Here is a 23667-nt window from a genome sequence, read left to right as displayed (position 1 = left end):
CAGCACGCGAACGGCCCCTCAAACCGAAGTCGGCTTCCCGTCACGCCCTACCGCCATGAAAAGTACAAACGGCCGCCACCTGCCTGCGCTGGCGAACCTGATCGCATTCGAGACCACGGCCCGCACGGGCAGCGTCACCGGGGCGGCCGAGGAACTCTGCCTGACGCAGAGCGCGGTCAGCAAGCAGATCACCGAGCTGGAATCGTTCCTCGGCGCGCGCATGCTGAACCGGCGCAAAGGCGCGGTGGCGGCGACACCCGCGGGCGAGGATTACCTCAGGAACGTGCGCAAGGCGCTGGCGCTGCTGGAGGAAGCGACCATGGAGGTGCAGTCCGGCCGCGCCGCGGGCGGGCGGCTGAACCTGTCGGTGCCGGTTTCGCTGGGCAATATCTGGCTGTTGCCGCGCATTCTCAGGTTCGTCAAGGCGCAGCCGCAGATCCAGCTAAACGTCACGACCAAGGTGGGGCCGGTCGACCTGGAAAGCACCGGGCTCGATGCGGCGATCATGTATTGCGCGGGGCCGCCGCCACGCCATTTCAGCCTGAAGGTCATGCCGCTGGTGCTCTATCCGATGTGCGCGCCTGAGTTGCTGCCTGGCGGCGGAACGCTGGCCAAGGCCGTGAAGCGCTTGCCGCTGCTGCACCAGATCGCCGCGCTGGAGGCCTGGCCCGCCTATCTCCGGCAGGCCGGGATCAAGCTGCCGCATCCCGACGACGGCTCACGCTATGGTCTGCTGACCATGGGTCTGCAGGCCGCCGTCAGCGGCATGGGCGTGGCCCTGCTGCCCGATTATGTGGCGGGTGAAGACATCAAGGCCGGCCGGCTGCTGCGCCTGTCCGACGAGCCCTATGTCTCACCCAAGGCCTACTACTTCATCTGTCCGGAGGACAAGCGCGACAACCCGGCGATGCAGACCTTCATCGCGTGGCTGCTTGAGCAAAGCGCCGATGCAAGCGGGCGCTAGGTGAAGCGCGTCCTCAGCCGGCCTGGTCCGCCTTCACCAGGGTGGAAGTGACGAAGCGCCCGGGACGGGTGCTGGCCGGCAGGCCGTCGCGCAGGGTGGCCTCACCGGCGACGAACACATGCCGCACGCCCACTGACGGCTGCTGCGGGTCGTCGAAGGTGGCGCGGTCCTGGATCGTTGCCGGATCGAAGACGGTGATGTCGGCGACATGGCCCGGCCTGAGTTCTCCACGCCGCTCCAGTCCAAAGCGCTGCGCCGGCAGTCCGGTCATCTTGTGGACCGCGCGTTCCAGCGGGAACAGGCCCAGGTCGCGCGAGTACAGCCCCAGCACGCGCGGGAACGTGCCCCACAGCCGCGGGTGTGGGGTTTCGTCGGAGGGAATGCCGTCTGAGCCGACCATCGTGTCCGGATAGGTCAGGATGTCGCGGACGTCCGTCTCGTCCATGATGAAGTAAACCGCGCCGCCTGGTACCAGCTGCCTTGCAACCTCATGGCGCGTCTGCCCCCACTCCTGCGCCAGGTCCTCCAGGTAGCGCCCCGCGGCCTCAGGGTGCGGGGCCGACCACGTGATCAGGATGCGGTCGCACTGATGCACCCGTTCGGGCCGCAGCATGGTCGATGACGCCGCATACGGATAGCAGTCCAGGCACAGCGGCATGGTTTCGGCCAGGTTGCGCACCTGGGCCAGGGTATGGCGGCTGCGGCCATGGTTCTGCTTGCCTACCAGCTTGTGGTGCGAGATGACGGTCGATACGCCCAGCGCCTTGCCAATGCGCGCGGTCTCGTCGATCGACTCGCTGATGTTGTCGCTCTCATCGCGCATATGCGACACCAGCACACCGCCGAGCCGCTTCATCGGCTCGCACATGCGCACGATTTCATCCTCGGGTGCCGCGGCCGAAGGCGGATAGAAGGTGCCGGTGGACACTCCGATCGCGCCTTGGCGCAGGGCGTTCTCCACATCCTGGCGCATGCTCTCGATCTCGGCATCGCTGGCGGGCAGGCCGAGCTGTCCCATGCGCCTGGCGCGCAGCGTGGACTGCCCCACCAGCACCGCGACATTCACAGCCGCCGGCCGCACCGCAAACGCTTCCCGGTAGGCGCGCACAGAATCGAAGCGGTAGCCGCCACGCATGATGTCGAGCGGAGCCGGCGGAATGCTGTCGGTGACCAGCGGGAACAGGCTGATGCCGCAGTTGCCCGCGATGATGGTGGTCACGCCCTGCGTGACCTTCGGCAGCATGTCGGGGGACTGGAACACCATCCAGTCGTCGTGCGTGTGCGTGTCGATGAACCCAGGCGCTACGATCAGGCCGGTGGCATCGACTTCGGTATCTGCCCGCGCTGCCGCGAGGTTGCCGATGGCGACGATCTCGCCATCCGCCACGCCGACGTCGGCCGTGCGGCGCGGCGCGCCGGTGCCGTCGATGACGTCGCCATTGCGGATGATCAGTTTGAAGTGCAGGTCTTGGTGCGTTTGCATGGTGTTCTCTCTCAATCGACCCTGGCGCCGCTCTTGCGCACCAGCTCGCCGAACTTGACGGTCTCGCTCGCGATCAGCGCCTGGAAGTCGCGCGCGGTGCCGCCCAGCGGATCGAATGAGAGCTTGTCCAGTTGGGCACGGAATGCCGGGTCATTGATGATCGCGTTGATTTCCCGGTTGATCCGCTCAATCACCTCGGTGGGAGTGCCCGGCGCGGCAACCAGGCCCGCCCATGCCGTCAGTTCATAGCCCTTGAGGCCGGCCTCCGCCATGGTGGGCAAATCCGGGAAGTGCGGCGAGCGCTTGCTTGAGGTCACCGCCAGCGCGCGTACGCGGTTGGACGTCACGTACGGTCCGATCGAAGGCACATTGTCGAACATCAACTGCACGTTGTTGCCGACCAGGTCCTGCAGCGCCGGCGTGCTGCCCTTGTAGGGCACGTGTGTGATGCTGAGATTGGCCATGACCTTGAACAGCTCGCCGCCCAGGTGGCTGGTGGTGCCGTTGCCCGCCGAGCCCATGGAGAGCTTGCCCGGATTGGCGCGGGAGTATGCCACCAGTTCCCCGGTGGACTTGACCGGTAGCGACGGATTGACGGCGAGGATGTTGAAGGTCGTGACCAGGCCGACGATGGGCACCAGCTTGTCCGGATCGTAGGGGAGCTTGCTGTAAAGGAAGCGATTGGTCGACAGCGTGGCATTGTTGCCGTAGCCGATCGTATAGCCGTCCGACGGTGCGGCCAGCAGCGCCTGCATGCCGATATTTCCGCCCGCGCCCGGCCGGTTCTCGACGATTACGGCCTGGCCGAGGCGCCTGGACAGCGCATCGCCGAACAGGCGCGCGACGATGTCCGGCGCGCCGCCCGGCGCGGTCGGCACGATCAGGCGCACCGGCTTCTCCGGCCACGCCGCTTGCACGGCCGCCGGTGCCCATGGCAGCGCGCCGAAGATCCCCGCGGCCAGGACTTGAACTGCTGACTTCCTCATGCTGACTCCCTCGTCGTCGTGGTGTAACTGTGGACGAGTATCGGCGACGGCCCCGTGCGGGCCTAGTGAAGTTTTTTGATGCGATAGTTTCCGTGGCGGAATGAATGACGCGGGCGCCACAGGGCTCGCGCGGCCTCCGCTGCGGTATCGCCTGTAGCGATACCGGCAATCATTCCAATCGATTTGTGCGATGCCGTCGCGGCCGCCAGAATCCTGCACAACACGCGGGCATCCCTTTCGCTCGCGGTCATTTTCCAGGCAAACACAATGAACACACCTCATTCCCCGGCTAAGCCCCCCCTGTGGCACTGCGCACTTCTGGTCGGTATGCTGCTCTGGTCAGTGGTAGCCATCCCGGCACATGCCGGCGCACCCCAGGTCGGCGCGCAGGCGCCCGGCTACTACCGCATGAAGCTCGGCAAGTTCGAGATCACGGCGCTGTCGGACGGCACTGTCAACGTGCCGATCAGCAAGCTGCTCAAGCATGCGTCGCATGAGCACATTGCGTCGGTGCAGGCGCGCAACTACCAGTCCACTCAGCCCGAGACCTCTGTCAATGCGTTCCTGGTCAACACCGGCCAGCACCTGGTGCTGGTCGATGCGGGCGCGGGCAGCCTGTTTGGCCCGGGCGTGGGCGGCAAGCTGCCGGACAACATCCGTGCGGCCGGCTACCAGCCGGAGCAGATCGATGCGGTGCTGCTGACCCACATCCACGTGGATCACTCCGGCGGGCTTGCCGTCGATGGCAAGGCCATATTCCCGAATGCCGTGGTCTACGTCGACCGCCGCGACGCTGAGTTCTGGCTGAATCCGGCCAACGCCGCCAGGGCGGCATCGGGCCAGCGGCACAACTTCGCGCAGGCGGAGGCAGTGTTCGCACCCTATCTGAAAGCCGACAAGGTCCGCAGCTTCGACGACGAGCATGAGCTGTTTCCCGGCATCCGTCCGCTGCGCATGCCGGGCCATACGCCGGGCCACACGTTCTATGAGATCAGTAGCGAAGGACAGCGGCTGCAACTGTGGGGCGACACCATCCATGCGCAGCACCTGCAGTTCCCCGAGCCCGGCGTAGCCATCGATTTCGACGTGGATTCCACGGCCGCGGTGAAGATGCGCAAGCGCGCCATGGCGGATGCAGCGGCCAAGGGCTATTGGGTGGGCGCGGCGCATATCTCCTTCCCGGGTATCGGCCACGTGCGGCGCGAGGGCAAGGGGTTCGCGTGGGTGCCGGCCGAATACAGCATGGGGCGGTGAGGCTGTCAATGCGATGGCTGTACCTGGCAAGTCGATGCGACTGCGCCTTGATCCTGCATGCTGCATGCAAGAGCCCGCCACGCCGAGGCACGACGGACTCCGCTCATCCCCGCAGGCAGGGCATCAAACCACTCCCATCTCCGGATCGCTGACCGCGTCCTCGCCGGTCTCCATCCGCCCCGCAAGGCGCCGCGCGAACGACGGGCTGGCCTCGCAGGTCACGACGAAGTCATACCAGTTGCCGCTGTCGGCCACCGGCCATTCCAGCGTTTCCACCTTGCCCCGCTTCAGGCTTTGGGTCCACGGGCCGTCGTCGCGGTAGGCCAGCGCCGTGACGGTGAAGGTCACGTCGGCATCGCTGTCGTTATGCAGCTTCACCTGGATCGTGGGCTTCCTGCACGGGTTGTAGCAGACCTGGATTTCGGTGGACGTGGTCACCGCTTCGTTGATATCGCCGGAGAACGAGCGGTGATAGCCGTTGGGCCCCAGCACCCACAGGTCGTACTTGCCGCCGTCGGCATTGATGTTCCACACGTCGTCCAGCGTCTTGCCGGCTTCGACCACGTAGCGGCGCGGAATGCGGTCGAGGTGCAGCTTGTCATAGACGTGGAACAGCGCGCCGGCCTGGTTGGTGCTGGCGTTGGCGAACAGCAGGCGGACTGCCTTGGATGCGGCATCGACGCGTGCACTGGTATGCAGTTCATATGGCAGCTTGCGCGACGGACGCGTGCCGGTGTCCTGCTCAGGCAGCGCGGGCGTGGCCGGCACCGGGATCGCCGGCTGGGTCTGCTGCCATGCGGTCAGGCTGGTGGCGTCGGCACGGGTGGTGCGGCCGGCCAGCGTGGGCAGGGTCTCGGTGTTGGGCGTGGCAAAGTTGAAGGCGCTGGTCAGGTCGCCGCAGATGGCACGACGATAGGCGCTGATCTGCGGCTCCATCACGCCGAAGCGCGCCTCCAGGAAGCGCAGCACCGAGGTGTGGTCGAACACTTCAGAGTTGACCCAGCCGCCGCGGCTCCACGGCGACACCACCCACAGCGGCACGCGCGGGCCGGGGCCGAAGGGCTTGCCGTCCTGCGGCGGCTGCTTGGCCGTGGCGGGCTGGAAGTTGAAGTACTCGTACGCCATCTGCGCGTCGTCGAGGGTCGACTTGCCGGCCAGCGTGCCGTCCAGGTTGCGCGACGGCGCGGTCGGCGGCGGGCTGTGGTCGAAGAAGCCGTCGTTCTCGTCGAAGTTGATCAGCAGCACGGTCTTGCTCCAGACCTCGGGCGATGCCGTCAGCGCGTCCAGGATGGCCTGCACGTACCAGCCGCCCTTGGCCGGGCTGGACGGGCCGGGGTGCTCGCTGAACTCGGCCGGCGGGATGATCCACGACACCTCGGGCAGCTTGCCGTTGAGCACGTCGTCGCGCAGCGACTGCAGGAAGCCGCCGTCGGACATGGTGTTGCAGAAGCCCTTGGCCAGCGGGCTGTACTGGTCGTCGATGTCGGGGTTGTAGGGCGGGTTGACGCCGGTGCCGGCGGTGTTGGAGAGCTTGCGTCCGACGGGCATCTTCTCCATCTCTGCGCGCCAGTGCCGGAAGCTCATCATCTGGTTGCAGCCATAGTTGTCCGGCACGTTCTGGTAGACCTTCCAGCCCACGCCGGCGGCCTGCAGGCGGTCGGCATAGGTTTTCCAGGTCCAGCCTTCGGTGGAGGGGCCAACATCCGCGCCCGCGTTGAACTCGTTAATCATCACCGCGACGTTGTCGCCGGTGGGACCATTGCTGCCGGTCCAGTAGAACAGGCGGTTGGGAATGGTGCCGGTGTGCATCGCGCAGTGGTAGGCATCGCACAGCGTGAAGGCGTCAGCCAGCGCGCGCTGGAACGGGATCTCGGCGTCATCGTAGTAGCCCATCGACAGCGCTTTCTTCGCGACCGGCCAGCGGTCCATGCGCCCGTGGTCCCACGCGGCCTGCGCATCGGGCCAGGTGTGCGGCGTGCCGCCCGCGCGCTGCGCGTTGCCCTGGGTTTCGTCGAGATGGTAGGGCGTCAGGAGGTTGCCGTTGGCATCGGTCTGGTAGAACGCGTTCTTGCCATTGGGCAACGGGATCGCGAAGCGGTCGCCGTAGCCGCGCACGCCCTTGAAGGTGCCGAAGTAGTTGTCGAACGAGCGGTTTTCCAGCATCACCATCACGACGTGCTTGACGTCCTGGATGGTGCCGGTGGCGTTGTTGGCCTCGATGGCGAGCGCGCGGCGGATGCTGGGCGGAAAGCTGGCCAGCACCGCGGCGGCGGCGCCGGTGCCGAGGCTGGTCTTGAGGAAATGTCGCTTAGACGGGTTGAAGGTCATGGCTGTCGCTGGTCGGTCTGTCGCTGGATCGGAAAGCGGGCCCGCATCACGGGGCGCAACGCGTGGTGCAGGTGCCGGGCTGGTCAGGCTTGCCTGGCTGGTCCGGCTTGGTGCCATTGGCGCCGCTGGGCTGGAGGGTGCCGCCCGTCGCGCCCGGCGAATCGTCGCCGCCGCAGGCGGTAAGCATCAGTGCGAGGGTGAGGGTGCCGGCCGCCAGCCATGGCCGGGCGGAACGCGACAGCAATGAAGGTCTCATGTGTGCATGCCCTGTAGTCGTTGAGGGGGATAACGATTGCCGAGCCCATGCGCCGACATCGGATGCAGGCCCATGGACTTCCGCCGCGCGGACGACAAGCGCGGGGAACTGGCCGGTTCGGGTGCGGTTGGCCTTGGCTTGTCGTGACAGCGAGCGATTGTTGATTGGTCAAATGTCAGATGTTTGACATCAAACACATTTGGCGATTTGGTTTTGTAACCAAAAGTGTCGCGCTGGCAGAGTTGGCAATTGCTGGCTGGCCCCGCCCGCTCTCAGTCAGGCTGGCGTGCGTGGGGCCCCATCGTGTGCACACAAGCGGCACCTGAACGCGATCGGGCGCGGCGCGCTGGATGCCGAGGAGCTGGCTGGCGACATCAGCCGGGCCACCCAGTCGCAGGACATCCGCGAAGGCGCGCTGGCCTGGAAGGAAAAGCGCACGCCGCAGTTCACCGGCACCTGATGCAGCTTACTGCGCCTGCCGCATCACCCATTCCACCGCCCGCGCCAGGAACGGTGACGTGTCGCCTTCGCGATAGCTCATGATCACCGGCGACACGAAGCCCGGCGCGTCGATCGGGCAGTAGCGCACGTCGTCACGATGCAGGCGCTGGATCGAGGCCGGCACCAGCGTGATGCCGATGCCGGCCGCCACCAGCCCCAGCGCGGTCTGCAGTTCGTTGGCCTCCTGCGCCACACGCAACTGCAGGCCCTGCGCGCGGAACATCGACAGCAGGTGGTCGGCATAGCTGGGCCGCGGCCGGGCCGGGTAAAGAATGAACGGCTGCGCCGCCAGCGCCTGTGGCGTCAGCGCCTTGCGGCGCGGCGCGGGCAGGCGTGCGGGCAGCGCTGCCACCAGTGGCTCGGCCATCACCACCTGCTGGCGGATGGCGGGATCGTTCAGCGCGATGCGGCCGAAGCCCAGGTCGATGCGGCCGGCCTTGAGCGCCTCGATCTGCTCCACGGTGATCATCTCGGCCAGTCCTACCTCTACCTGCTGGTCGTGCCGGTCTGATTCGCGCAGTTCGCGGATCAGTTCCGGCAGCACGCCATACAGCACCGACGGCACGAAGCCGATGCCGAACCAGCGCTTGTCCTGCCGCCCGATGCGGCGCGTGCCTTCGATGGTTTCTTCCAGCCGCTGCGTCAGCTGGGTGGTCTGCTCCAGCAGGAAGCGGCCGGCCTCGGTCAGCCGCAGCCCGCGGCCGACGCGGTCGAACAGTGCCACGCCCACTTCTTCTTCCAGCTGGCGGATCTGGCGCGACAGCGGCGGCTGCGCCATATGCAGCCGCTCGGCGGCGCGGGTGACGTTGAGTTCCTGGGCCACGACCTGGAAATAACGCAGGTGCCGGAGTTCCATTGGTGTCCTGCTCCCATACCTGTAGGGTATCGATTGAGACATCATCGGTCTTGGACGCCGGCAAAGTCAAGCCGCATACTTGGCTTCAATGATCAATTCGCATCGACAAGGTATGACCACGACTATCACTTCGGTGGAAGCCATCCTGGTGGACCTGCCCACCATCCGGGCACACCAGCTGGCCATGGCCACCATGCAGCAGCAGACGCTGGTGATCGTGCGGCTGCGCTGCAGCGACGGCGTGGAGGGCATCGGCGAGGCCACCACCATCGGCGGCCTGTCCTATGGCGACGAAAGTCCGGAAGGCATCAAGCTGACCATCGACACCTACCTGGCCCCCGCGCTGGCTGGCCAGGATGCCACCAACGTGCATGGCGCGATGGCGCGCCTGGGCAAGGTCGCGCGCGGCAACCGCTTCGCCAAGTCAGCGCTGGAGACCGCGTTGCTGGATGCGCAGGGCAAGCGCCTGGGCGTGCCGCTGGCCACGCTGCTGGGGGGCGCGGTGCGCTCGACCCTGCCGGTGCTGTGGACGCTTGCCAGCGGCGACACCGCCCGCGACATCGCGGAGGCCGAGCAACTGCTGGCCGAGCGCCGCCACCATACCTTCAAGCTGAAGATCGGCCGGCGCAGCGTGCGCGACGACGTGGCCCACGTGGCCGCGATCAAGCGCGCGCTGGGCGAGCGGGCGCGCGTCACCGTCGACGTCAACCAGGCCTGGAACGAGGCCGACGCCGCCACCGGCATCGCCATGCTGGAAGCCGCCGGCATCGACCTGATCGAGCAGCCCACTCCGCGTGAGCAGCGCATGGCGCTGGCCCGGCTGGCCGCGCGCTTCGTGGTGCCGATCATGGCCGATGAAGCGGTGTGCGGCCCGGAAGACGCGATGGAACTGGCGCGCATCGGCGGCGCCGACGTGTTCGCGCTGAAGATCGCCAAGGCCGGCGGCATCTTCGGCATGCTGCGCACCGCCGCGGTGGGCGACGCCGCCGGCATCGCGCTGTACGGCGGCACCATGCTGGAGGGCAGCGTCGGCACCATCGCCGCGGCGCATGGCTTCTGCACGCTGCCGCAGCTGGCCTGGGGCACCGAGCTGTTCGGACCGCTGCTGCTCAAGGACGATATCGTGCAGCAGCGCCCCGAGTACCGCGACTTCAGCCTGCACCTGCCTGAAGGCCCCGGCCTGGGGCTGGCGCTGGACGAAGACAAGCTGGCGCACTACCGGCGCGGCTGAACTGGCAGGCAACTTCCCCGCATGACGCGCTATATGCGCGGGGCGCATCAAGCAGTGAGGAGACTATGAAAACGTTATTCCAGCGGCTGGCAAGCACCGGCCGCGCAGGGGCGCTGGCACTGGCTGCCGGCCTGTCGTTCGCAGCGCCGGCCGCGCACGCGGCCTATCCCGACCATCCGATCCGCTGGATCGTGCCGTTCCCCGCGGGCGGTGCCATGGACAATATCGCGCGCACGCTGGGCGAAGACATGTCGCGCACGCTGGGCCAGGCCATCGTGGTCGAGAACCGGCCGGGCGCCGGCGGCAATATCGGCGCCGAACTGGTGGCGCGCGCGCCCGCCGACGGCTACACGATGATCATCGTTGCCAACGGCATGGCCGTGAACCCGGCGCTGTACGGCCGGCTGAGCTACGACCCGGTCAAGGACTTCGCGCCGGTGTCGCTGCTGGCGGTGGTGCCCAACGTGCTGGTGGCCAGCAAGGCGCGGCGCCAGGAAAGCACCGTCAAGGACGTGGTGGCGCACGCCAAGGCGGCGCCGGGCAAGTACACCTATGCCTCCGCGGGCAATGGCACCTCGATCCACCTGGCAGGCGAGCTGTTCACCTCGATGGCCGGCGTCGACATGCTGCATATCCCCTACAAGGGCAGCGGCCCGGCCATGACGGACCTGCTGGGCGGCCAGGTCGACTACATGTTCGACAGCATCACCTCGGCCAGGCCGCATATCGAATCGGGCAAGCTGACGGCGATCGCGGTCACCACCAGCAAGCGCTCCAGCGCGCTGCCCAACGTGCCGACGGTGGCGGAGGCCGGCCTGCCGGGCTATGAGCTGTCGCCGTGGTTCGCCGCCTTCGTGCCGGCGAAGACGCCGCAGCCGGTCATCGACACGCTCAACCGCGCCATGCTCGAGGCGCTGCGCAAGCCTGCGGTGCAGAAGCGGCTGGCGCTGATCGGCGCCGAGCCGATCGGCAGTTCGCCGGCGGTGCTGCGCGAGCACCTGGCGAAGGAAACCGACAAGTGGGGTGTGCTGATCCGCCAGCGGGGTATCCGGGCGGATTGAGCGGCCCGGACCAACGCGGTTCATAGGGAGACGCCCCCGGAAATGCTCCGGGGGAATGTCATTGCCCTGCCCCCGTCTCCCTGGCACATAATGTGCGTAAGATGCCAGCCGAAAGGCACACTCGAGCGGATCACCCGCCGGCACTGAGGGGAGACAATGAGCAGTTCAACCGACAAGTTCTCGGCCACCATGCGCGATGGCCTGGCCGATCTTGCCCGCCGCCTGCGCTTCGCCATGGAGGAGGGTGCGATCTGGCTGGACGAGCAGCGCATGATCCTGATCCATACCGCCGCCCTGGGCGCGCTGCGCAAGGAACTGGTGGACACCCTGGGCATGGAGCGCGCGCGCGGCCTGTTCATGCGCATGGGCTTCCATTCGGGCATGCGCGATGCGGAGGTCGCGCGCAAGCTGCGCGCCGGCCACAGCGACTTCGGCCAGCTGGAGATCGGGCCCTGCCTGCATACCATCGAGGGGGTGGTGCGGGTCACGCCGGTCAAGGTCGACATCGACATCGCCGCCGGCATCTACGATGGCGAATTCCTGTGGGAAGACTCTTTCGAGGGCGACGTCCACCGCCAGCTGTTCGGCATCGTCGACGAGCCTGCCTGCTGGATGCAGATCGGCTACGCCACCGGCTACACCTCGGCGCTGATGGGGCGCACCATCCTGTACCGCGAGGTCGAGTGCATCGCCTGCGGCCATCCGCACTGCCGCATCATCGGCAAGCCGGTGGAAGCCTGGGAAGACGGCACGCAGGCGCTGGCGCTGTACCAGCCCGATCCCGTGATCGAAACCATCATCGCCTTGCAGAGCGAGGTAGAGCACCTGCGCGCGCTGCAGGGCACCCCGGCCACGCCGGCCGACCTGGTCGGCACCTCGCCCGGCTTCCGTGCCGCCTGGGGCCTGCTGCAGCGGGCCGCGGCCAGCAACGTGACGGTGCTGCTGCTGGGCGAGACCGGCGTGGGCAAGGAGCGGTTCGCGCAGGCGCTGCACAGCGTGAGCGGGCGCGCCGACAAGCCCTTCATTGCCGTGAACTGCGCGGCGATTCCCGATGAGCTGATCGAGTCCGAGCTGTTCGGCGTGGAAAAGGGCGCCTTCACCGGCGCCAGCCAGTCGCGCCCCGGGCGCTTCGAGCGTGCGCATGGCGGCACGCTGTTCCTGGACGAACTGGGCGAGCTGTCCGCCTCGGCCCAGTCCAAGCTGCTGCGCGTGCTGCAGGAAGGCGAGGTCGAGCGCGTGGGCGGCACCGGCACGCGCAAGGTGGATGTGCGGCTGGTGGCCGCCACCAATGTCGACCTGGCCGAAGCCGTGAAGCAGGGCACCTTCCGCAAGGACCTGTACTACCGCCTCAACGTCTACCCGGTCACGATCCCGCCGCTGCGCGAGCGCCTGGACGACATCCGGCCGCTGGCCGAGCGCTTCGTGGCCCGCTACGGCGCGCGCCACGGCAAGCGCATCGTCGGCATCACCGACCGCGCGCTGGCCGAGCTGCGCCACTATGACTGGCCCGGCAATGTGCGCGAACTGGAGAACGTGATCGAGCGCGGCGTGATCCTGGCCAGCCAGGGCGGCCAGATCACGGCCGACCACCTGTTCCTGCCGGGCACCGTGGCACCGGTGGTGGATACCGCGCCGCGGCTGGGCGCGGGCGGCACCTTGCCAGACCTGCGCGAAGCCGCGGTCCATGCGCTGCTGGACCAGATGTCAGAGCAGCAGCTGGCGCTGGGCGACGTCGAGACCGTGCTGATGGAGGCGGCCATGCAGCGCGCCGACGGCAACATGAGCCAGGCGGCGCGGTTGCTCGGCATTACGCGGCCGCAGCTGGCGTATCGGTGGAAGATGCGCGGTACGCGTGCCGGTAACGGGCACGGCAACGGTAACTGACGCCGTTTCCTCGCCTCAAGTGCCGAGGGTTTGCTCCCCTCTCCCGCTTGCGGGAGAGGGAGCGCGCCGGTGGTCATCAACATCGATCGCGTCTTCCAAGCGCCTCGAATTCCAGCTTCTTCCCCACTTGATCATTTGATGCAGCCCCTCCGGGCCGCGCATCGGCCCGAAGTTGCCCGATGCTGCACCGCGCCAGCGATTTTTCCCTGCCAGATCAAGTCTTCTCACCCAGGTTGCCCACGCACGCTGCTGCGCCGCAGGGCAATCCCATCCGCATCTGCTCGCTGCCCGCAAACGCCCGCCCGGCGCGGCTTTTGATCATTTGATCAAGACCTGTGCGCAGCTTCATCAATTCATCGATGCGTTTCGCGCGGACCTTTCCGGGTTAACGCGCACGCTCGCCATCGCCAATTCCCCGTAACCCTTGTCCCACAACGCTTCGCGCTTGCTGGCACGGTCTTCGCAGTAAGGCCTGCGTCCAGCCAACGCAACGGAGCGCGCCATGAACACCCCGTCGGTTCCCCTGTTCGAAGCCACGCCGCGCTATGTGCGGGTCGAGGGCCGCACCCCCGAAGGGTTTGTGCAGTTCGCCTTCAGCGTGGCCGACCCGGAGCTCAACGTCGAACTGATCATGCCGGAACCGATGTTCGAAGCCTTCTGCTGCGTCAACCGCGTGCGCTTCCTGCCCCCGCTGGAAACCGCGCCGCAGCCGCAAGCCGACGACTGACGCCGCAGCCACCGCATCACAAAGAGAGAAGGGATACAGGAGACCAAGCGATGCAAGTCGATATCAAGACCCAGCAGATCCAGCCGCTGCGCCAGACCTACGGCCATGTCGCGCGCCGCTTCGGCGACAAGCCGGCGTCGCGCTACCAGGAGGCGACCTACGACGTGCAGTCTGAGGTGAACTTCCACTACCGCCCCACCTGGGACCCAGGCTTCGAGCTGTATGACAAGCGCCGCACGGCGATCGTGATGCAGGACTGGTACGCGCTGAAGGACCCGCGCCAGTTCTACTACGGCGCCTACGTGACCGCGCGTGGGCGCCAGCAGGATGCAACCGAAAAGAGCTTTGCCTTCGTCGAGAAGCGCGGGCTGCTGCAGGCGCTGCCGGCCGAATGGCAGGAACGCCTGGCCGTTGGCCTGCTGCCGCTGCGCCATGTGGAGTGGGGCGCCAACATGAACAACTTCTACTGCGCCGACTATGGCTGGGGCACGGCCATCACGCAGGCCTGCACCTATTGCGCGATGGACCGCCTGGGTATCGCCCAATACCTGTCGCGCATCGGCATGCTGCTGGACGGCAATACCGGCGTGGCGCTGGAGCGGGCCAGGGTGGCCTGGCTGGAGAGCGCCGCGTGGCAGCCGCTGCGCCGCTTTGTCGAGCACACCTTTGTCACCGGGGACTGGTTCGAGACCTTCGTCGCACAGAACCTGGTGCTCGACGGACTGCTCTACCCGCTGGTCTACCAGCATGCCGACGCGGTGATCGCGCGCGCCTGCGGCACCGGGCTGGCGGTGCTGACCGAATTCATGAACGACTGGCGCGACGAGCACGCACGCTGGGTCGATGCCGTGATCCAGGCCGCAGCGGCCGAGTCCGACGCCAACCGCGCGCTGCTGTCGGGCTGGGCGCGCGCCGCCTGCGCCGAGGTGGCGCAGGCGCTGGTGCCGGTGGCCGATGCGCTCACCGGCGAAGACGGCGCGCAGATGGTGGCGCTGTGCCGCGAGCAGTTCGAAGTCCGCCTGGGCAGGCTCGGCCTGGCTGCCTGATCCGCCCACGACGTACCCCACGGAGACACGCCATGTCAGCCACCGCTGCCAACGTCTATATCGCCCTGCAGAACAACGACGACACCCGACCCATCATCGACGCCATCACCGAGGCCAACCCGCATGCGGTGGTGTCGCAGTTTCCCGCCATGGTCAAGATCGACGCCCCCGGCCACCTGACCATCGTGCGCGAACTGGTGGCCGGCAAGCTCGGCCGCGACTGGGACCTGCAGGAGATCCACCTGAACCTGATCTCGCTGTGCGGAAACATCGACGAAGACGAAGACGCCTTCACGCTGCGCTGGAACGCCTGACCGGGCAGCGGCACACAGAACATCACGGAGACATCATGGACGCACGCAAGAAGCTCAACCTGCGCGAGAAGTACGCCTCGATGACGCGGGACCTGGCCTGGGAAACGACCTACGAGCCGATGGACAAGGTCTTCCCGTTCGACAAGTACGAGGGCATCCGCATCCACGACTGGGACAAATGGGAAGACCCGTTCCGCATGACCATGGATGCCTACTGGAAGTACCAGTCGGAGAAGGAGCGCAAGCTGTACGCGATCATCGACTCGTTCGTGCAGAACAACGGCCACCTGAACGTATCCGACCCGCGCTACCTGAACGCGCTGCGGTTGTTCCTGACCGGCGTGACGCCGCTGGAATACGCCGCCCACCGCGGCTACGCGCACCTGGGCCGCCATTTCCGCGGCGCCGGCGCGCGCGTGGCGGCGCAGATGCAGTCGGTCGACGAGCTGCGCCACGCCCAGACCCAGCTGCACACGCTGTCGGTCTACAACAAGTACTTCCACGGCTTTGGCGAATGGCGCCACATGCACGACCGGGTCTGGTACCTGTCGGTGCCCAAGTCCTACTTCGAGGACGCGATGAGCGCGGGGCCGTTCGAGTTCATCACCGCGATCTCGTTCTCGTTCGAGTATGTGCTGACCAACCTGCTGTTCATGCCGTTCATGTCCGGCGCCGCCTACAACGGCGACATGGCCACGGTGACCTTCGGCTTCTCCGCGCAGTCCGACGAGTCGCGCCACATGACGCTGGGCCTGGAAGTGGTCAAGTTCCTGTGCGAGCAGGACCCCGGCAATATCCCGATCCTGCAGAAGTGGCTGGACAAGTGGTTCTGGCGCGGCTTCCGACTGCTCACGCTGGTCGGCATGATGATGGACTACATGCTGCCCAAGCGCGTGATGTCGTGGGCCGAGGCCTGGGAGATGTACTTCGAGCAGGCGGGCGGGGCCCTGTTCAAGGATCTGGAGCGCTACGGCCTGCGCATGCCCAAGTACCACGAAGTGGCCACCAGGACCAAGGACCGCATCACGCACGAGGCCTGGGCCACCTTCTACAACTACGCGGGCGCCGCCGGCTTCCACACCTGGGTGCCCAAGGCCGACGAGATGGCATGGCTGGCCGAGAAGTACCCCCAGACCTTCGAGCGCTACTACAAGCCGCGCCTGGACCACTGGCAGGAGCGCCAGCAGGCCGGCGAGCGCTTCTACAACACCACGCTGCCGATGCTGTGCCAGACCTGCCAGATCCCGATGGTGTTCTCGGAGCCGGACGACCCGACCCAGACCTGCTACCGCGAAAGCAGCTACCACGGCATGAAGTTCCATTTCTGCTCGGACGGCTGCAAGGACATCTTCGACGACGAGCCCGCCAAGTACGCGCAGGCCTGGCTGCCGGTGCACCAGATCTACCAGGGCAACTGCGGCGGCGCCACGCTGGAGGACGTGCTCAAGTGGTACCGGCTGAACCCGGGCGCTGACAACCTCGACTTCGAGGGCTCGCAGGACCAGCGCAACTGGAACGCGTGGAAGGGCATCGGGCCTGCCGCGGACGCCGCCTGAAGCGGCCCCCATCACAAGACAAGGAGACAACCATGCCCGTCGTATCCATCGGCGACTACGCCTTCGAGGCGGCCGACCGCGAGGCCGTGTTCCACGGCAACCGGCTGCTCTATATCGGCTGGGACGGCCACCTGCTGTTCTGCGCGCCGCATTGCTTCCCGTTCCCGCCGTCGATGCCGCTGCGCGACGTGGTCGACAAGGTGCTGCCCGGCGTCTACGGCTACCACCCCGACTTTGCCCGCATCGACTGGGGCCAGGTGCAGTGGCTGCGCGGCGGCCAGCCCTGGCAGCCCGACCTGGACCGCTCGCTGGAAGAGAACGGCCTGGGCCACAAGGACGTGATCCGCTTCCGCACGCCGGGGCTGGACGGCATCGGCGGCAGCCGCAGCTGAGGCGCATGGTCGAACGCACCACCGGAAGGAGACCAAGATGTATTCGCTGACCATTGAACCGATCGGGCAGACCATCCCCATCGCTCCCGGGCAGACCGTGCTGGACGCCTGCCTGCGCAACGGCGTGTGGCTGCCCCATGCCTGCTGCCACGGGCTGTGCGCCACCTGCAAGGTGCAGGTGGTGGACGGCGAGGTCGAGCAGGGCGAGGCCTCCAGCTTCGCGCTGATGGATTTCGAGCGCGACAACGGCCAGTGCCTGGCCTGCTGCGCGACCGCGCAGTCGGACCTGGTGATCGAGGCCGACATCGAGGAAGACGCCGATGCGCTGGGCCTGCCGCTGGCCGACTATCGCGCCGAAGTTGTCGAGACGCGCGCCCTGACGCCCACCATCCTGGGCATCTGGCTGCGTGTGAAGGATGGTGGACGCACGACCTTCCAGGCCGGTCAGTACGTCAACCTGAACGTGCCGGGCTGCGACCAGCCGCGTGCGTTCTCGCTGGCCAACGCGCCGGGCGACGAGCTGGTCGAGCTGCACGTGCGGCGCGTGCCGGACGGGCAGGCCACCGGCTACCTGCACGACCAGCTGGCGGTCGGCGACGAATTGTCGTTCTCAGCGCCCTATGGCCGCTTCTTCGTGCGCAAGTCGGCGCAGGTGCCGATGCTGTTCCTCGCGGGCGGCTCCGGCCTGTCCAGCCCGCGCGCGATGATCCTGGACCTGCTGGCCGCCGGCGAGACCCTGCCGATGACGCTGGTGCAGGGCGCGCGCAACCGCGGCGAGCTGTACTACGACGCCGAGTTCCAGGCACTGGCGCAGGCCCACCCCAACTTCCGCTACGTGCCCGCGCTGTCGGACGAACCCGCCGACAGCGGCTGGAGCGGCGCGCGCGGCTACGTGCATGACGTGCTGCACCAGCTCTACGCGCAGGACGGCAATGCCGACTTCCGCGGCCACAAGGCCTACCTGTGCGGGCCGCCGCCGATGATCGAGGCTTGCATCCGCACGCTGATGCAGGGCCGGCTGTTCGAGGCGGATATCCACACCGAGAAGTTCCTGTCCGCGGCCGATGCGCAGAACAGCGCGCGCAGTCCGCTGTTCAAGATCTGAGGAGGCCGGCCATGCATACCGTCGAGATCGCCGGCAGCGGGCTGCGCTACCCCTGCGCGGCGGAGCAGAACCTGCTGCGGGCCATGGAAGTGCTGGGCCAGCGCGGCATCCCCGCCGGCTGCCGCGGCGGCGGCTGCGGCGTGTGCAAGGTCCGCATCGAAGCCGGCGACTTTCACGCCGGCAAGATGAGCCGCGCCTGCCTGTCCGAAGCGGAGCAGCGCGACGGACTGGTGCTGGCCTGCAAGACCTACCCGGACAGCGATATCCGCCTGCGGCCGGTGGCCCTGCTGCAGCGCTGCCTGGAAAAGCAGCGGTGGCGCGAACAGGGCCGGTAGCACGCAAACGAAGCACAAGCAAGGAAGGTGGCACCCACACAACGCCACCCCACCACACCAGGAGACCCATCATGGCATTGACAGGCGTATTGCGACCGGGGCATGTAGCCCTGCGCGTGCTGGAGCTGGAACCGGCGCTGAAACACTACACCGAGGTACTCGGCTTGATCGAAACCGCGCGCGATGCGCAGGGCCGGGTGTTCCTGAAGGCATGGGACGAGCACGACCACCACAGCGTGGTGCTGCGCGAGGCCGACAGTCCGGGCATGGACTACATGGGTTTTCGCGTCGACAGCGGCCACACGCTGGAGCGGCTGGCGCAGGAGGTGGAGCAATCCGGCCTGGCCAGCGATTGCAAGTGGATCGCCGCGGGCGAGCACCCGCATACCGGCGTGCGCTTTCGCTTCACCATCCCGACAGGGCATGCGATCGAACTCTTTGCCGACAAGGACAAGCTTGGCTGCAAGACCGGCGACCTCAATCCCGACCCCTGGCCGGACGACCTGCGCGGCATGGCGCCCAGCCGCTTCGACCACTGCCTGCTGTATGGCGACGATGTCGACGGCACCGTCAAGTTGTTCCGCGACGTGCTGGGCTTTTCTCTGGCCGAGCAGGTCGTGGCCGGGGCCGACGGCGAGATGCTGATCGGTGCCTTCCTGACCTGCTCGAACAAGGCGCACGACATTGCCTTTATCCGCCACCCGGAGAAGAACCGCTTCCACCATGCCTCGTTCCTGCTTGATAACTGGAGCGAAGTGTTGAAGGCGGCCGACATCATCTCCAAGAAGGACGTGTCGCTCGACATCGGCCCGACCCGTCACGGCATTACGCGTGGCGCGACGATCTACTTCTTCGATCCCTCGGGCAACCGCAACGAGGTCTTCTCCGGCGGCTATATCCACTACCCGGACAAGCCCACCATCACCTGGACCGATAACGAGCTGGGGCGCGCGATCTTCTACCACGACAGGAAGCTGAACGAAGCGTTCTTGAATGTGCTGACCTGAGCGCGAACGCTCGCCTCCCGCTCGTTTGCTCCCTCTCCCGCTTGCGGGAGAGGGAGCACCCAATCGATGAGCGGAGGATTGCCGTGCACGAATGCTTCAATACCAGAGAAACAACATGAAAGACTTCAAGAACTTCATCAACGGCGAGTGGGTCGGCACCGCGCGGACCTTCGAGAACCGCAATCCGGCCGACAACAGCCTGATCGGCCACGTGCACGAGGCCGGACAGGCCGAGGTCGACGCCGCGGTGCGGGCCGCGCGCAGCGCGCTGCAGGGACCGTGGGGCCGCATGACGGTGGCGCAGCGGGTCGAGCTGCTGCACGCGGTGGCCGACGGCATCAACCGCCGCTTCGACGAATTCGTGCAGGCCGAGATTGCCGATACCGGCAAGCCCTTCGGGCTGGCCAGTCATATCGACATCCCGCGCGGCGCGGCCAACTTCAAGGTCTTTGCCGACCTGATCCGCAACGTGCCGACCGAAAGCTTTGCCATGGACACGCCCGACGGCGGCAAGGCCATCAACTACGCGGTGCGCAGCCCGCGCGGCGTGATCGGCGTGGTGTGCCCGTGGAACCTGCCGCTGCTGCTGATGACATGGAAGGTCGGGCCGGCGCTGGCCTGCGGCAACACCGTGGTGGTCAAGCCCTCGGAGGAGACCCCCGCCACCGCGACGCTGCTGGGCGAGGTGATGAACGAGGCCGGCGTGCCGCCCGGCGTCTACAACGTGGTGCACGGCTTTGGCCCGGATTCGGCCGGCGCGTTCCTGACCGCGCACCCGCAGGTCAACGGCATCACCTTCACCGGCGAGACCCGCACCGGCGAGGCCATCATGAAGGCAGCGGCCAACGGCGTGCGGCCGGTGTCGTTCGAGCTGGGCGGCAAGAACGCGGGCATCGTGTTCGCCGATGCGGATTTCGACAAGGCCGTGGCCGGCATCACGCGCTCGGCGTTCGAGAACAGCGGCCAGGTGTGCCTGGGCACCGAGCGCGTCTACGTGCAGCGGCCGATCTTCGAGCGCTTTGTCGCCGCGCTGAAGGCGAAGGCCGAGGGCCTGAAGCTGGGTCGGCCCACCGAGCCCGGCGTGAACATGGGCCCGCTGGTGTCGCACGAGCACCGCGACAAGGTGCTGTCCTACTACCGCAAGGCCGCCGGGGCCGGCGCCACCGTGGTCACCGGCGGCGGCGTGCCGCAGATGCCGGGGGCGCTGGCCGAAGGCGCCTGGGTGCAGCCCACCATCTGGACCGGCCTGCCGGAAAGCGCCGCCGTGATCCGCGAGGAGATCTTCGGGCCGTGCTGCCATATCGCCCCGTTCGACACCGAAGAGGAAGTCATCACGCTGGCCAACGACAGCCCGTACGGCCTGGCCGCCACGGTCTGGACCGGCGACCTCGGCACCGCGCACCGCATGGGCAGCGCGCTGGACGTTGGCATCTGCTGGATCAATGCCTGGTTCCTGCGCGACCTGCGCACCGCATTTGGCGGCGCCAGGCAGTCCGGCATCGGCCGCGAGGGCGGTGTCCATTCGCTCGAGTTCTACACCGAGCTGCGCAACGTCTGCGTCCGCCTGTGAGGTCCCGTCATGCATAACGAACTTATCCTTGAGATCGGCGCCGGCCTGCACCATGCGCTGGCCTCCCGTCGCCCGGTGGCGCCGCTGACCGAATCATGGCCGGAGCTGAGCATCGACGATGCCTACCGCATCCAGCTGGCGATGGTGCAGCATCGGCTCGACGCCGGCGAGCGCGTGGTCGGCAAGAAGATCGGTGTGACCAGCCGCGTGGTGATGGACATGCTCGACGTGCGCCAGCCCGACTTTGGCCACCTGCTGTCCGGCATGGTCTACCCCGACGGCGCGGCGATTCCCGCCGACACCCTGATCGCGCCCAAGGCCGAAGGCGAGATTGCCTTCGTGCTGAAGGAAGACCTGGAGGGGCCGGGCGTGACCAATGCCGACGTGCTGCGCGCCACCGCCTATGTGCTGCCTTGCTTCGAGATCGTCGACTCGCGCATCCGCGACTGGAAGATCCGCATCCAGGACACCGTGGCTGACAACGCATCGTCAGGCGTGTTCGTGCTGGGCGATGCCGCGGTGGACCCGCGCAGCGTGGACCTGGGCACGGTCGGCATGACGCTGGAGAAAAACGGCGAGATCGTCGCGACCGGCGCCGGCGCGGCCGCGCTCGGGCATCCCGTCAATGCGGTGGCGTGGCTGGCCAATACGCTTGGCCGGCTGGGCATTGGCCTGAAGCGGGGCGAGGTGATCCTGTCCGGCTCTCTTGCCGCGATGGTGCCCGTAACCGCCGGCGACCAGCTGCGCATCAGCCTGGGCGGCATCGGCTCGGCCGGCGTGCGCTTCGTCTGAACCCGACCCATTTTTCAATTCAGCGCAGGACATGCCATGAACCTGACACACGACACCATTGCCCGGCTCGCCGAGCACCTGGAGAACGCCGAGCTGCAGCGCGAGGCGGTGCGCAAGATCACCGACGAATACCCGGACATGGACTGGGACGACGCCTACGCCATCCAGGACGCCATCCGCGCGCGCAAGGAGGCGCGCGGCACCCGCATCGCCGGGCTCAAGATGGGCCTGACTTCGTTCGCGAAGATGCGCCAGATGGGCGTGAGCGACCCGGTGTACGGCTTCCTCACCGACTATGGCGCCTGCATGGACGGCGCCGCCATCGATACCGGCACGCTGATCCATCCCAAGGTGGAAGCCGAGATCGCCTTCGTGCTGAAGGCGCCGCTCAAGGGGCCTGGCTGCCATATCGGCGACGTGCTGGCCGCGACGGACTTCGTGGTGCCGGCGGTGGAGGTGATCGACTCGCGCTACGAGAACTTCCGCTTCGACCTGAAGAGCGTGATTGCCGACAACACCTCGTCGGCGCGCTTCGTCGTGGGCGGCACGCACCGCGGCGCCGAGGGGCTGGACCTGAAGAACCTGGGCGTGGTGCTGGAGAAGAACGGCGAGGTGGTGGCCACCGCGGCCGGCGCGGCGGTGCTCGGGCATCCGGCCAGCAGCGTCGCCATGCTGGCCAATATGCTTGGGGCGCGCGGGCGCGAGCTGCCGGCGGGCACCTTCATCATGACCGGCGGCGTGACCGAGGCCATCGCGGTGGCGGCCGGCGACAACATCACCGTTCGCTACCAGCACCTGGGCACGGTATCGATGCGCTTCACCTGAACCGCGTAGCAAGGAGACACACCATGCCAATCATGCAGGTCTTCCTGATCGAAGGCCGTACCGACGAACAGAAGGCGCGCCTGATCCGCGCGCTCACCGATGCCGCGGTCGAAGCGGTGGGCGCACCGGTGGAAACCGTGCGCGTGATGATCACCGAAGTACCGAAGGCGCAGTTCGGCATCGGCGGCAAGACCGCCACGGAACTGGGCCGCTGACGCCCACGCGATAAGGACAACGACATGGACATGAAAGCAAGCGGCCGCCACAAGGTGGCCATCATCGGCTCCGGCAATATCGGCACCGATCTGATGATCAAGGTAATGCGCCACGGCCGGAGCCTGGAGATGGGCGCCATGGTGGGCATCGATGCCGCGTCGGACGGGCTGGCCCGCGCCGCGCGCCTGGGCGTGCCGACCACGGCCGAGGGCATCGACGGGCTGGTCGGCATGCCGGGCTTCGGCGATATCCGCATCGCCTTCGATGCCACCTCGGCCGGTGCTCATGCGCATCACAACCGCGTGCTGCAGCAGCACGGCGTGCGCGTGATCGACCTGACGCCGGCGTCGATCGGCCCGTACGTGGTGCCGGTGGTCAACCTGGACCAGCACCTGGATGCCCCCAACATCAATATGGTCACCTGCGGCGGCCAGGCCACCATCCCCATGGTGGCGGCGGTGTCGCGCGTGGCCAGAGTGCACTACGCCGAGATCGTGGCGTCGATCTCGAGCAGGTCGGCCGGGCCGGGCACGCGCGCCAATATCGACGAGTTCACCGAGACCACCAGCCAGGCGCTGTGCTCGGTGGGCGGCGCCGCGCGCGGCAAGGCCATCATCGTGCTCAACCCGGCGGAACCGCCGCTGATGATGCGCGACACGGTCTTCACGTTGTCGGAGGACGGCGATGAAGCGGAAATTGCGGCGAGCGTCGAAGCGATGGCGCAGGCAGTGCAGGGCTACGTACCGGGTTACCGGCTCAAGCAGCGCGTGCAGTTCGAGCGTATCGCCGCGTCGGCGCCATTGAATATCCCCGGCCTGGGACCGATGAGCGGGCTCAAGACCTCGATCTTCCTGGAAGTGGAGGGCGCCGCCCATTACCTGCCGGCCTATGCCGGCAACCTCGACATCATGACCAGCGCCGCACTGGCCTGCGCCGAGCGCCTGGCCGAGACCCGGCTGTCCGCATGAGCCGCAGGGA

At 67.2% G+C, this 23667-nt stretch carries 24 protein-coding genes; 19 read left to right on the top strand and 5 right to left on the bottom strand.

The window, feature by feature from the left end; genetic code table 11:
* The first annotated feature begins 55 nt into the window (after positions 1 to 55).
* A complete protein-coding gene (locus AC3WRI_RS21445) occupies positions 56 to 964 on the top strand; it encodes a LysR substrate-binding domain-containing protein (RefSeq protein ID WP_136227853.1) in 909 nt (302 codons plus the stop codon).
* A 13-nt stretch (positions 965 to 977) separates the two neighbouring features.
* On the opposite strand, the gene AC3WRI_RS21440 is transcribed toward AC3WRI_RS21445, so the two are convergent.
* Positions 978 to 2429, bottom strand: coding sequence for an N-acyl-D-amino-acid deacylase family protein (locus AC3WRI_RS21440; protein ID WP_051398593.1), 1452 nt, complete (start codon positions 2427 to 2429; stop codon positions 978 to 980).
* A gap of 29 nt (positions 2430 to 2458) precedes the next feature.
* Positions 2459 to 3433, bottom strand: a complete 975-nt coding sequence (locus AC3WRI_RS21435) for a Bug family tripartite tricarboxylate transporter substrate binding protein (RefSeq protein ID WP_010810430.1) — start codon at positions 3431 to 3433, stop codon at positions 2459 to 2461.
* A 327-nt stretch (positions 3434 to 3760) separates the two neighbouring features.
* Here AC3WRI_RS21435 and AC3WRI_RS21430 point away from each other — a divergent pair, with 327 nt between their 5' ends.
* Positions 3761 to 4687 carry an MBL fold metallo-hydrolase gene (locus AC3WRI_RS21430; RefSeq protein ID WP_492294048.1) on the top strand — a complete coding sequence of 309 codons (927 nt, stop codon included), beginning with the start codon at positions 3761 to 3763 and terminating at the stop codon, positions 4685 to 4687.
* A 123-nt stretch (positions 4688 to 4810) separates the two neighbouring features.
* Here AC3WRI_RS21430 and AC3WRI_RS21425 read toward each other — a convergent pair whose 3' ends face one another.
* On the bottom strand, positions 4811 to 7015 hold the full coding sequence (locus AC3WRI_RS21425; protein ID WP_011616665.1) for a phosphocholine-specific phospholipase C: 2205 nt from the start codon (positions 7013 to 7015) through the stop codon (positions 4811 to 4813).
* Positions 7016 to 7061: 46 nt separating this feature from the next.
* A complete protein-coding gene (locus AC3WRI_RS21420; RefSeq protein WP_037025585.1) occupies positions 7062 to 7271 on the bottom strand; it encodes a hypothetical protein in 210 nt (69 codons plus the stop codon).
* Between the two features lie 286 nt (positions 7272 to 7557).
* Here AC3WRI_RS21420 and AC3WRI_RS21415 point away from each other — a divergent pair, with 286 nt between their 5' ends.
* On the top strand, positions 7558 to 7731 hold the full coding sequence (locus AC3WRI_RS21415) for a hypothetical protein (protein ID WP_492294046.1): 174 nt from the start codon (positions 7558 to 7560) through the stop codon (positions 7729 to 7731).
* Positions 7732 to 7737: 6 nt separating this feature from the next.
* Here AC3WRI_RS21415 and AC3WRI_RS21410 read toward each other — a convergent pair whose 3' ends face one another.
* Entirely contained in the window at positions 7738 to 8628 is an 891-nt protein-coding gene (locus AC3WRI_RS21410) for a LysR family transcriptional regulator (protein WP_010810425.1), read from the bottom strand.
* A gap of 112 nt (positions 8629 to 8740) precedes the next feature.
* Between AC3WRI_RS21410 and AC3WRI_RS21405 the strand changes: the two genes are divergently transcribed.
* The 16 genes from AC3WRI_RS21405 (at position 8741) to AC3WRI_RS21330 (ending at position 23657) form a co-directional block, all read left to right on the top strand.
* Positions 8741 to 9859, top strand: a complete 1119-nt coding sequence (locus AC3WRI_RS21405; protein ID WP_010810424.1) for a muconate/chloromuconate family cycloisomerase — start codon at positions 8741 to 8743, stop codon at positions 9857 to 9859.
* A gap of 65 nt (positions 9860 to 9924) precedes the next feature.
* Positions 9925 to 10920 carry a tripartite tricarboxylate transporter substrate binding protein gene (locus tag AC3WRI_RS21400; protein ID WP_492294044.1) on the top strand — a complete coding sequence of 332 codons (996 nt, stop codon included), beginning with the start codon at positions 9925 to 9927 and terminating at the stop codon, positions 10918 to 10920.
* 156 nt (positions 10921 to 11076) lie between these two features.
* Positions 11077 to 12804, top strand: coding sequence for a phenol degradation transcriptional regulator PoxR (gene poxR / locus AC3WRI_RS21395; RefSeq protein WP_011616668.1), 1728 nt, complete (start codon positions 11077 to 11079; stop codon positions 12802 to 12804).
* A 502-nt stretch (positions 12805 to 13306) separates the two neighbouring features.
* The gene (locus AC3WRI_RS21390) at positions 13307 to 13531 is read left to right on the top strand and encodes a phenol hydroxylase subunit (protein ID WP_010810421.1); all 225 of its coding nucleotides are present in this window, start codon (positions 13307 to 13309) and stop codon (positions 13529 to 13531) included.
* 50 nt (positions 13532 to 13581) lie between these two features.
* A complete protein-coding gene (locus tag AC3WRI_RS21385) occupies positions 13582 to 14577 on the top strand; it encodes an aromatic/alkene monooxygenase hydroxylase subunit beta (RefSeq protein WP_010810420.1) in 996 nt (331 codons plus the stop codon).
* Between the two features lie 32 nt (positions 14578 to 14609).
* A complete protein-coding gene (locus AC3WRI_RS21380) occupies positions 14610 to 14891 on the top strand; it encodes an MmoB/DmpM family protein (RefSeq protein WP_010810419.1) in 282 nt (93 codons plus the stop codon).
* Between the two features lie 35 nt (positions 14892 to 14926).
* A complete protein-coding gene (locus AC3WRI_RS21375; RefSeq protein WP_010810418.1) occupies positions 14927 to 16447 on the top strand; it encodes an aromatic/alkene/methane monooxygenase hydroxylase/oxygenase subunit alpha in 1521 nt (506 codons plus the stop codon).
* 32 nt (positions 16448 to 16479) lie between these two features.
* The gene (locus AC3WRI_RS21370) at positions 16480 to 16839 is read left to right on the top strand and encodes a phenol hydroxylase subunit P4 (RefSeq protein WP_010810417.1); all 360 of its coding nucleotides are present in this window, start codon (positions 16480 to 16482) and stop codon (positions 16837 to 16839) included.
* A 37-nt stretch (positions 16840 to 16876) separates the two neighbouring features.
* Positions 16877 to 17944, top strand: a complete 1068-nt coding sequence (locus tag AC3WRI_RS21365) for an NADH:ubiquinone reductase (Na(+)-transporting) subunit F (protein ID WP_011616669.1) — start codon at positions 16877 to 16879, stop codon at positions 17942 to 17944.
* Positions 17945 to 17955: 11 nt separating this feature from the next.
* Complete coding sequence (locus AC3WRI_RS21360) at positions 17956 to 18279, top strand: 2Fe-2S iron-sulfur cluster binding domain-containing protein (RefSeq protein ID WP_010810415.1); 324 nt, start codon at positions 17956 to 17958, stop codon at positions 18277 to 18279.
* A gap of 71 nt (positions 18280 to 18350) precedes the next feature.
* Complete coding sequence (locus tag AC3WRI_RS21355) at positions 18351 to 19286, top strand: catechol 2,3-dioxygenase (protein ID WP_011616670.1); 936 nt, start codon at positions 18351 to 18353, stop codon at positions 19284 to 19286.
* Positions 19287 to 19401: 115 nt separating this feature from the next.
* Positions 19402 to 20856 (top strand): 2-hydroxymuconic semialdehyde dehydrogenase, encoded by a 1455-nt coding sequence (locus AC3WRI_RS21350; RefSeq protein ID WP_492294042.1) that lies wholly within the window; start codon positions 19402 to 19404, stop codon positions 20854 to 20856.
* Positions 20857 to 20865: 9 nt separating this feature from the next.
* Positions 20866 to 21648 carry a 2-oxopent-4-enoate hydratase gene (gene dmpE / locus AC3WRI_RS21345; protein ID WP_011616672.1) on the top strand — a complete coding sequence of 261 codons (783 nt, stop codon included), beginning with the start codon at positions 20866 to 20868 and terminating at the stop codon, positions 21646 to 21648.
* 36 nt (positions 21649 to 21684) lie between these two features.
* Entirely contained in the window at positions 21685 to 22473 is a 789-nt protein-coding gene (gene dmpH, locus AC3WRI_RS21340; RefSeq protein WP_492294041.1) for a 2-oxo-3-hexenedioate decarboxylase, read from the top strand.
* A complete protein-coding gene (gene thmT, locus AC3WRI_RS21335; RefSeq protein ID WP_255266301.1) occupies positions 22470 to 22688 on the top strand; it encodes a 2-hydroxymuconate tautomerase in 219 nt (72 codons plus the stop codon). The genes dmpH and thmT overlap by 4 nt, the downstream gene beginning before the upstream one ends.
* 24 nt (positions 22689 to 22712) lie before the next feature.
* Entirely contained in the window at positions 22713 to 23657 is a 945-nt protein-coding gene (locus AC3WRI_RS21330; RefSeq protein WP_454749404.1) for an acetaldehyde dehydrogenase (acetylating), read from the top strand.
* Positions 23658 to 23667: the final 10 nt, after the last annotated feature.

It is taken from the genome of Cupriavidus sp. FW305-27, assembly GCF_058787995.1.
Note: the sequence above shows the minus strand (reverse complement) of the source record. Positions and strands in the feature narration are given on the sequence as shown.

Coding starts and splice junctions, on each gene's coding strand:
- AC3WRI_RS21425 (WP_011616665.1), bottom strand. CDS start 7,015: ATGACCTTCAACCCGTCTAAGCGACATTTCCTCAAGACCAGCCTCGGC.
- AC3WRI_RS21435 (WP_010810430.1), bottom strand. CDS start 3,433: ATGAGGAAGTCAGCAGTTCAAGTCCTGGCCGCGGGGATCTTCGGCGCG.
- AC3WRI_RS21385 (WP_010810420.1), top strand. CDS start 13,582: ATGCAAGTCGATATCAAGACCCAGCAGATCCAGCCGCTGCGCCAGACC.
- AC3WRI_RS21400 (WP_492294044.1), top strand. CDS start 9,925: ATGAAAACGTTATTCCAGCGGCTGGCAAGCACCGGCCGCGCAGGGGCG.
- AC3WRI_RS21365 (WP_011616669.1), top strand. CDS start 16,877: ATGTATTCGCTGACCATTGAACCGATCGGGCAGACCATCCCCATCGCT.
- AC3WRI_RS21355 (WP_011616670.1), top strand. CDS start 18,351: ATGGCATTGACAGGCGTATTGCGACCGGGGCATGTAGCCCTGCGCGTG.
- dmpE (WP_011616672.1), top strand. CDS start 20,866: ATGCATAACGAACTTATCCTTGAGATCGGCGCCGGCCTGCACCATGCG.
- AC3WRI_RS21405 (WP_010810424.1), top strand. CDS start 8,741: ATGACCACGACTATCACTTCGGTGGAAGCCATCCTGGTGGACCTGCCC.
- AC3WRI_RS21350 (WP_492294042.1), top strand. CDS start 19,402: ATGAAAGACTTCAAGAACTTCATCAACGGCGAGTGGGTCGGCACCGCG.
- AC3WRI_RS21375 (WP_010810418.1), top strand. CDS start 14,927: ATGGACGCACGCAAGAAGCTCAACCTGCGCGAGAAGTACGCCTCGATG.
- AC3WRI_RS21330 (WP_454749404.1), top strand. CDS start 22,713: ATGGACATGAAAGCAAGCGGCCGCCACAAGGTGGCCATCATCGGCTCC.
- AC3WRI_RS21430 (WP_492294048.1), top strand. CDS start 3,761: ATGCTGCTCTGGTCAGTGGTAGCCATCCCGGCACATGCCGGCGCACCC.
- AC3WRI_RS21380 (WP_010810419.1), top strand. CDS start 14,610: ATGTCAGCCACCGCTGCCAACGTCTATATCGCCCTGCAGAACAACGAC.
- dmpH (WP_492294041.1), top strand. CDS start 21,685: ATGAACCTGACACACGACACCATTGCCCGGCTCGCCGAGCACCTGGAG.
- AC3WRI_RS21445 (WP_136227853.1), top strand. CDS start 56: ATGAAAAGTACAAACGGCCGCCACCTGCCTGCGCTGGCGAACCTGATC.
- AC3WRI_RS21370 (WP_010810417.1), top strand. CDS start 16,480: ATGCCCGTCGTATCCATCGGCGACTACGCCTTCGAGGCGGCCGACCGC.
- poxR (WP_011616668.1), top strand. CDS start 11,077: ATGAGCAGTTCAACCGACAAGTTCTCGGCCACCATGCGCGATGGCCTG.
- AC3WRI_RS21390 (WP_010810421.1), top strand. CDS start 13,307: ATGAACACCCCGTCGGTTCCCCTGTTCGAAGCCACGCCGCGCTATGTG.
- AC3WRI_RS21420 (WP_037025585.1), bottom strand. CDS start 7,271: ATGAGACCTTCATTGCTGTCGCGTTCCGCCCGGCCATGGCTGGCGGCC.
- AC3WRI_RS21410 (WP_010810425.1), bottom strand. CDS start 8,628: ATGGAACTCCGGCACCTGCGTTATTTCCAGGTCGTGGCCCAGGAACTC.
- AC3WRI_RS21360 (WP_010810415.1), top strand. CDS start 17,956: ATGCATACCGTCGAGATCGCCGGCAGCGGGCTGCGCTACCCCTGCGCG.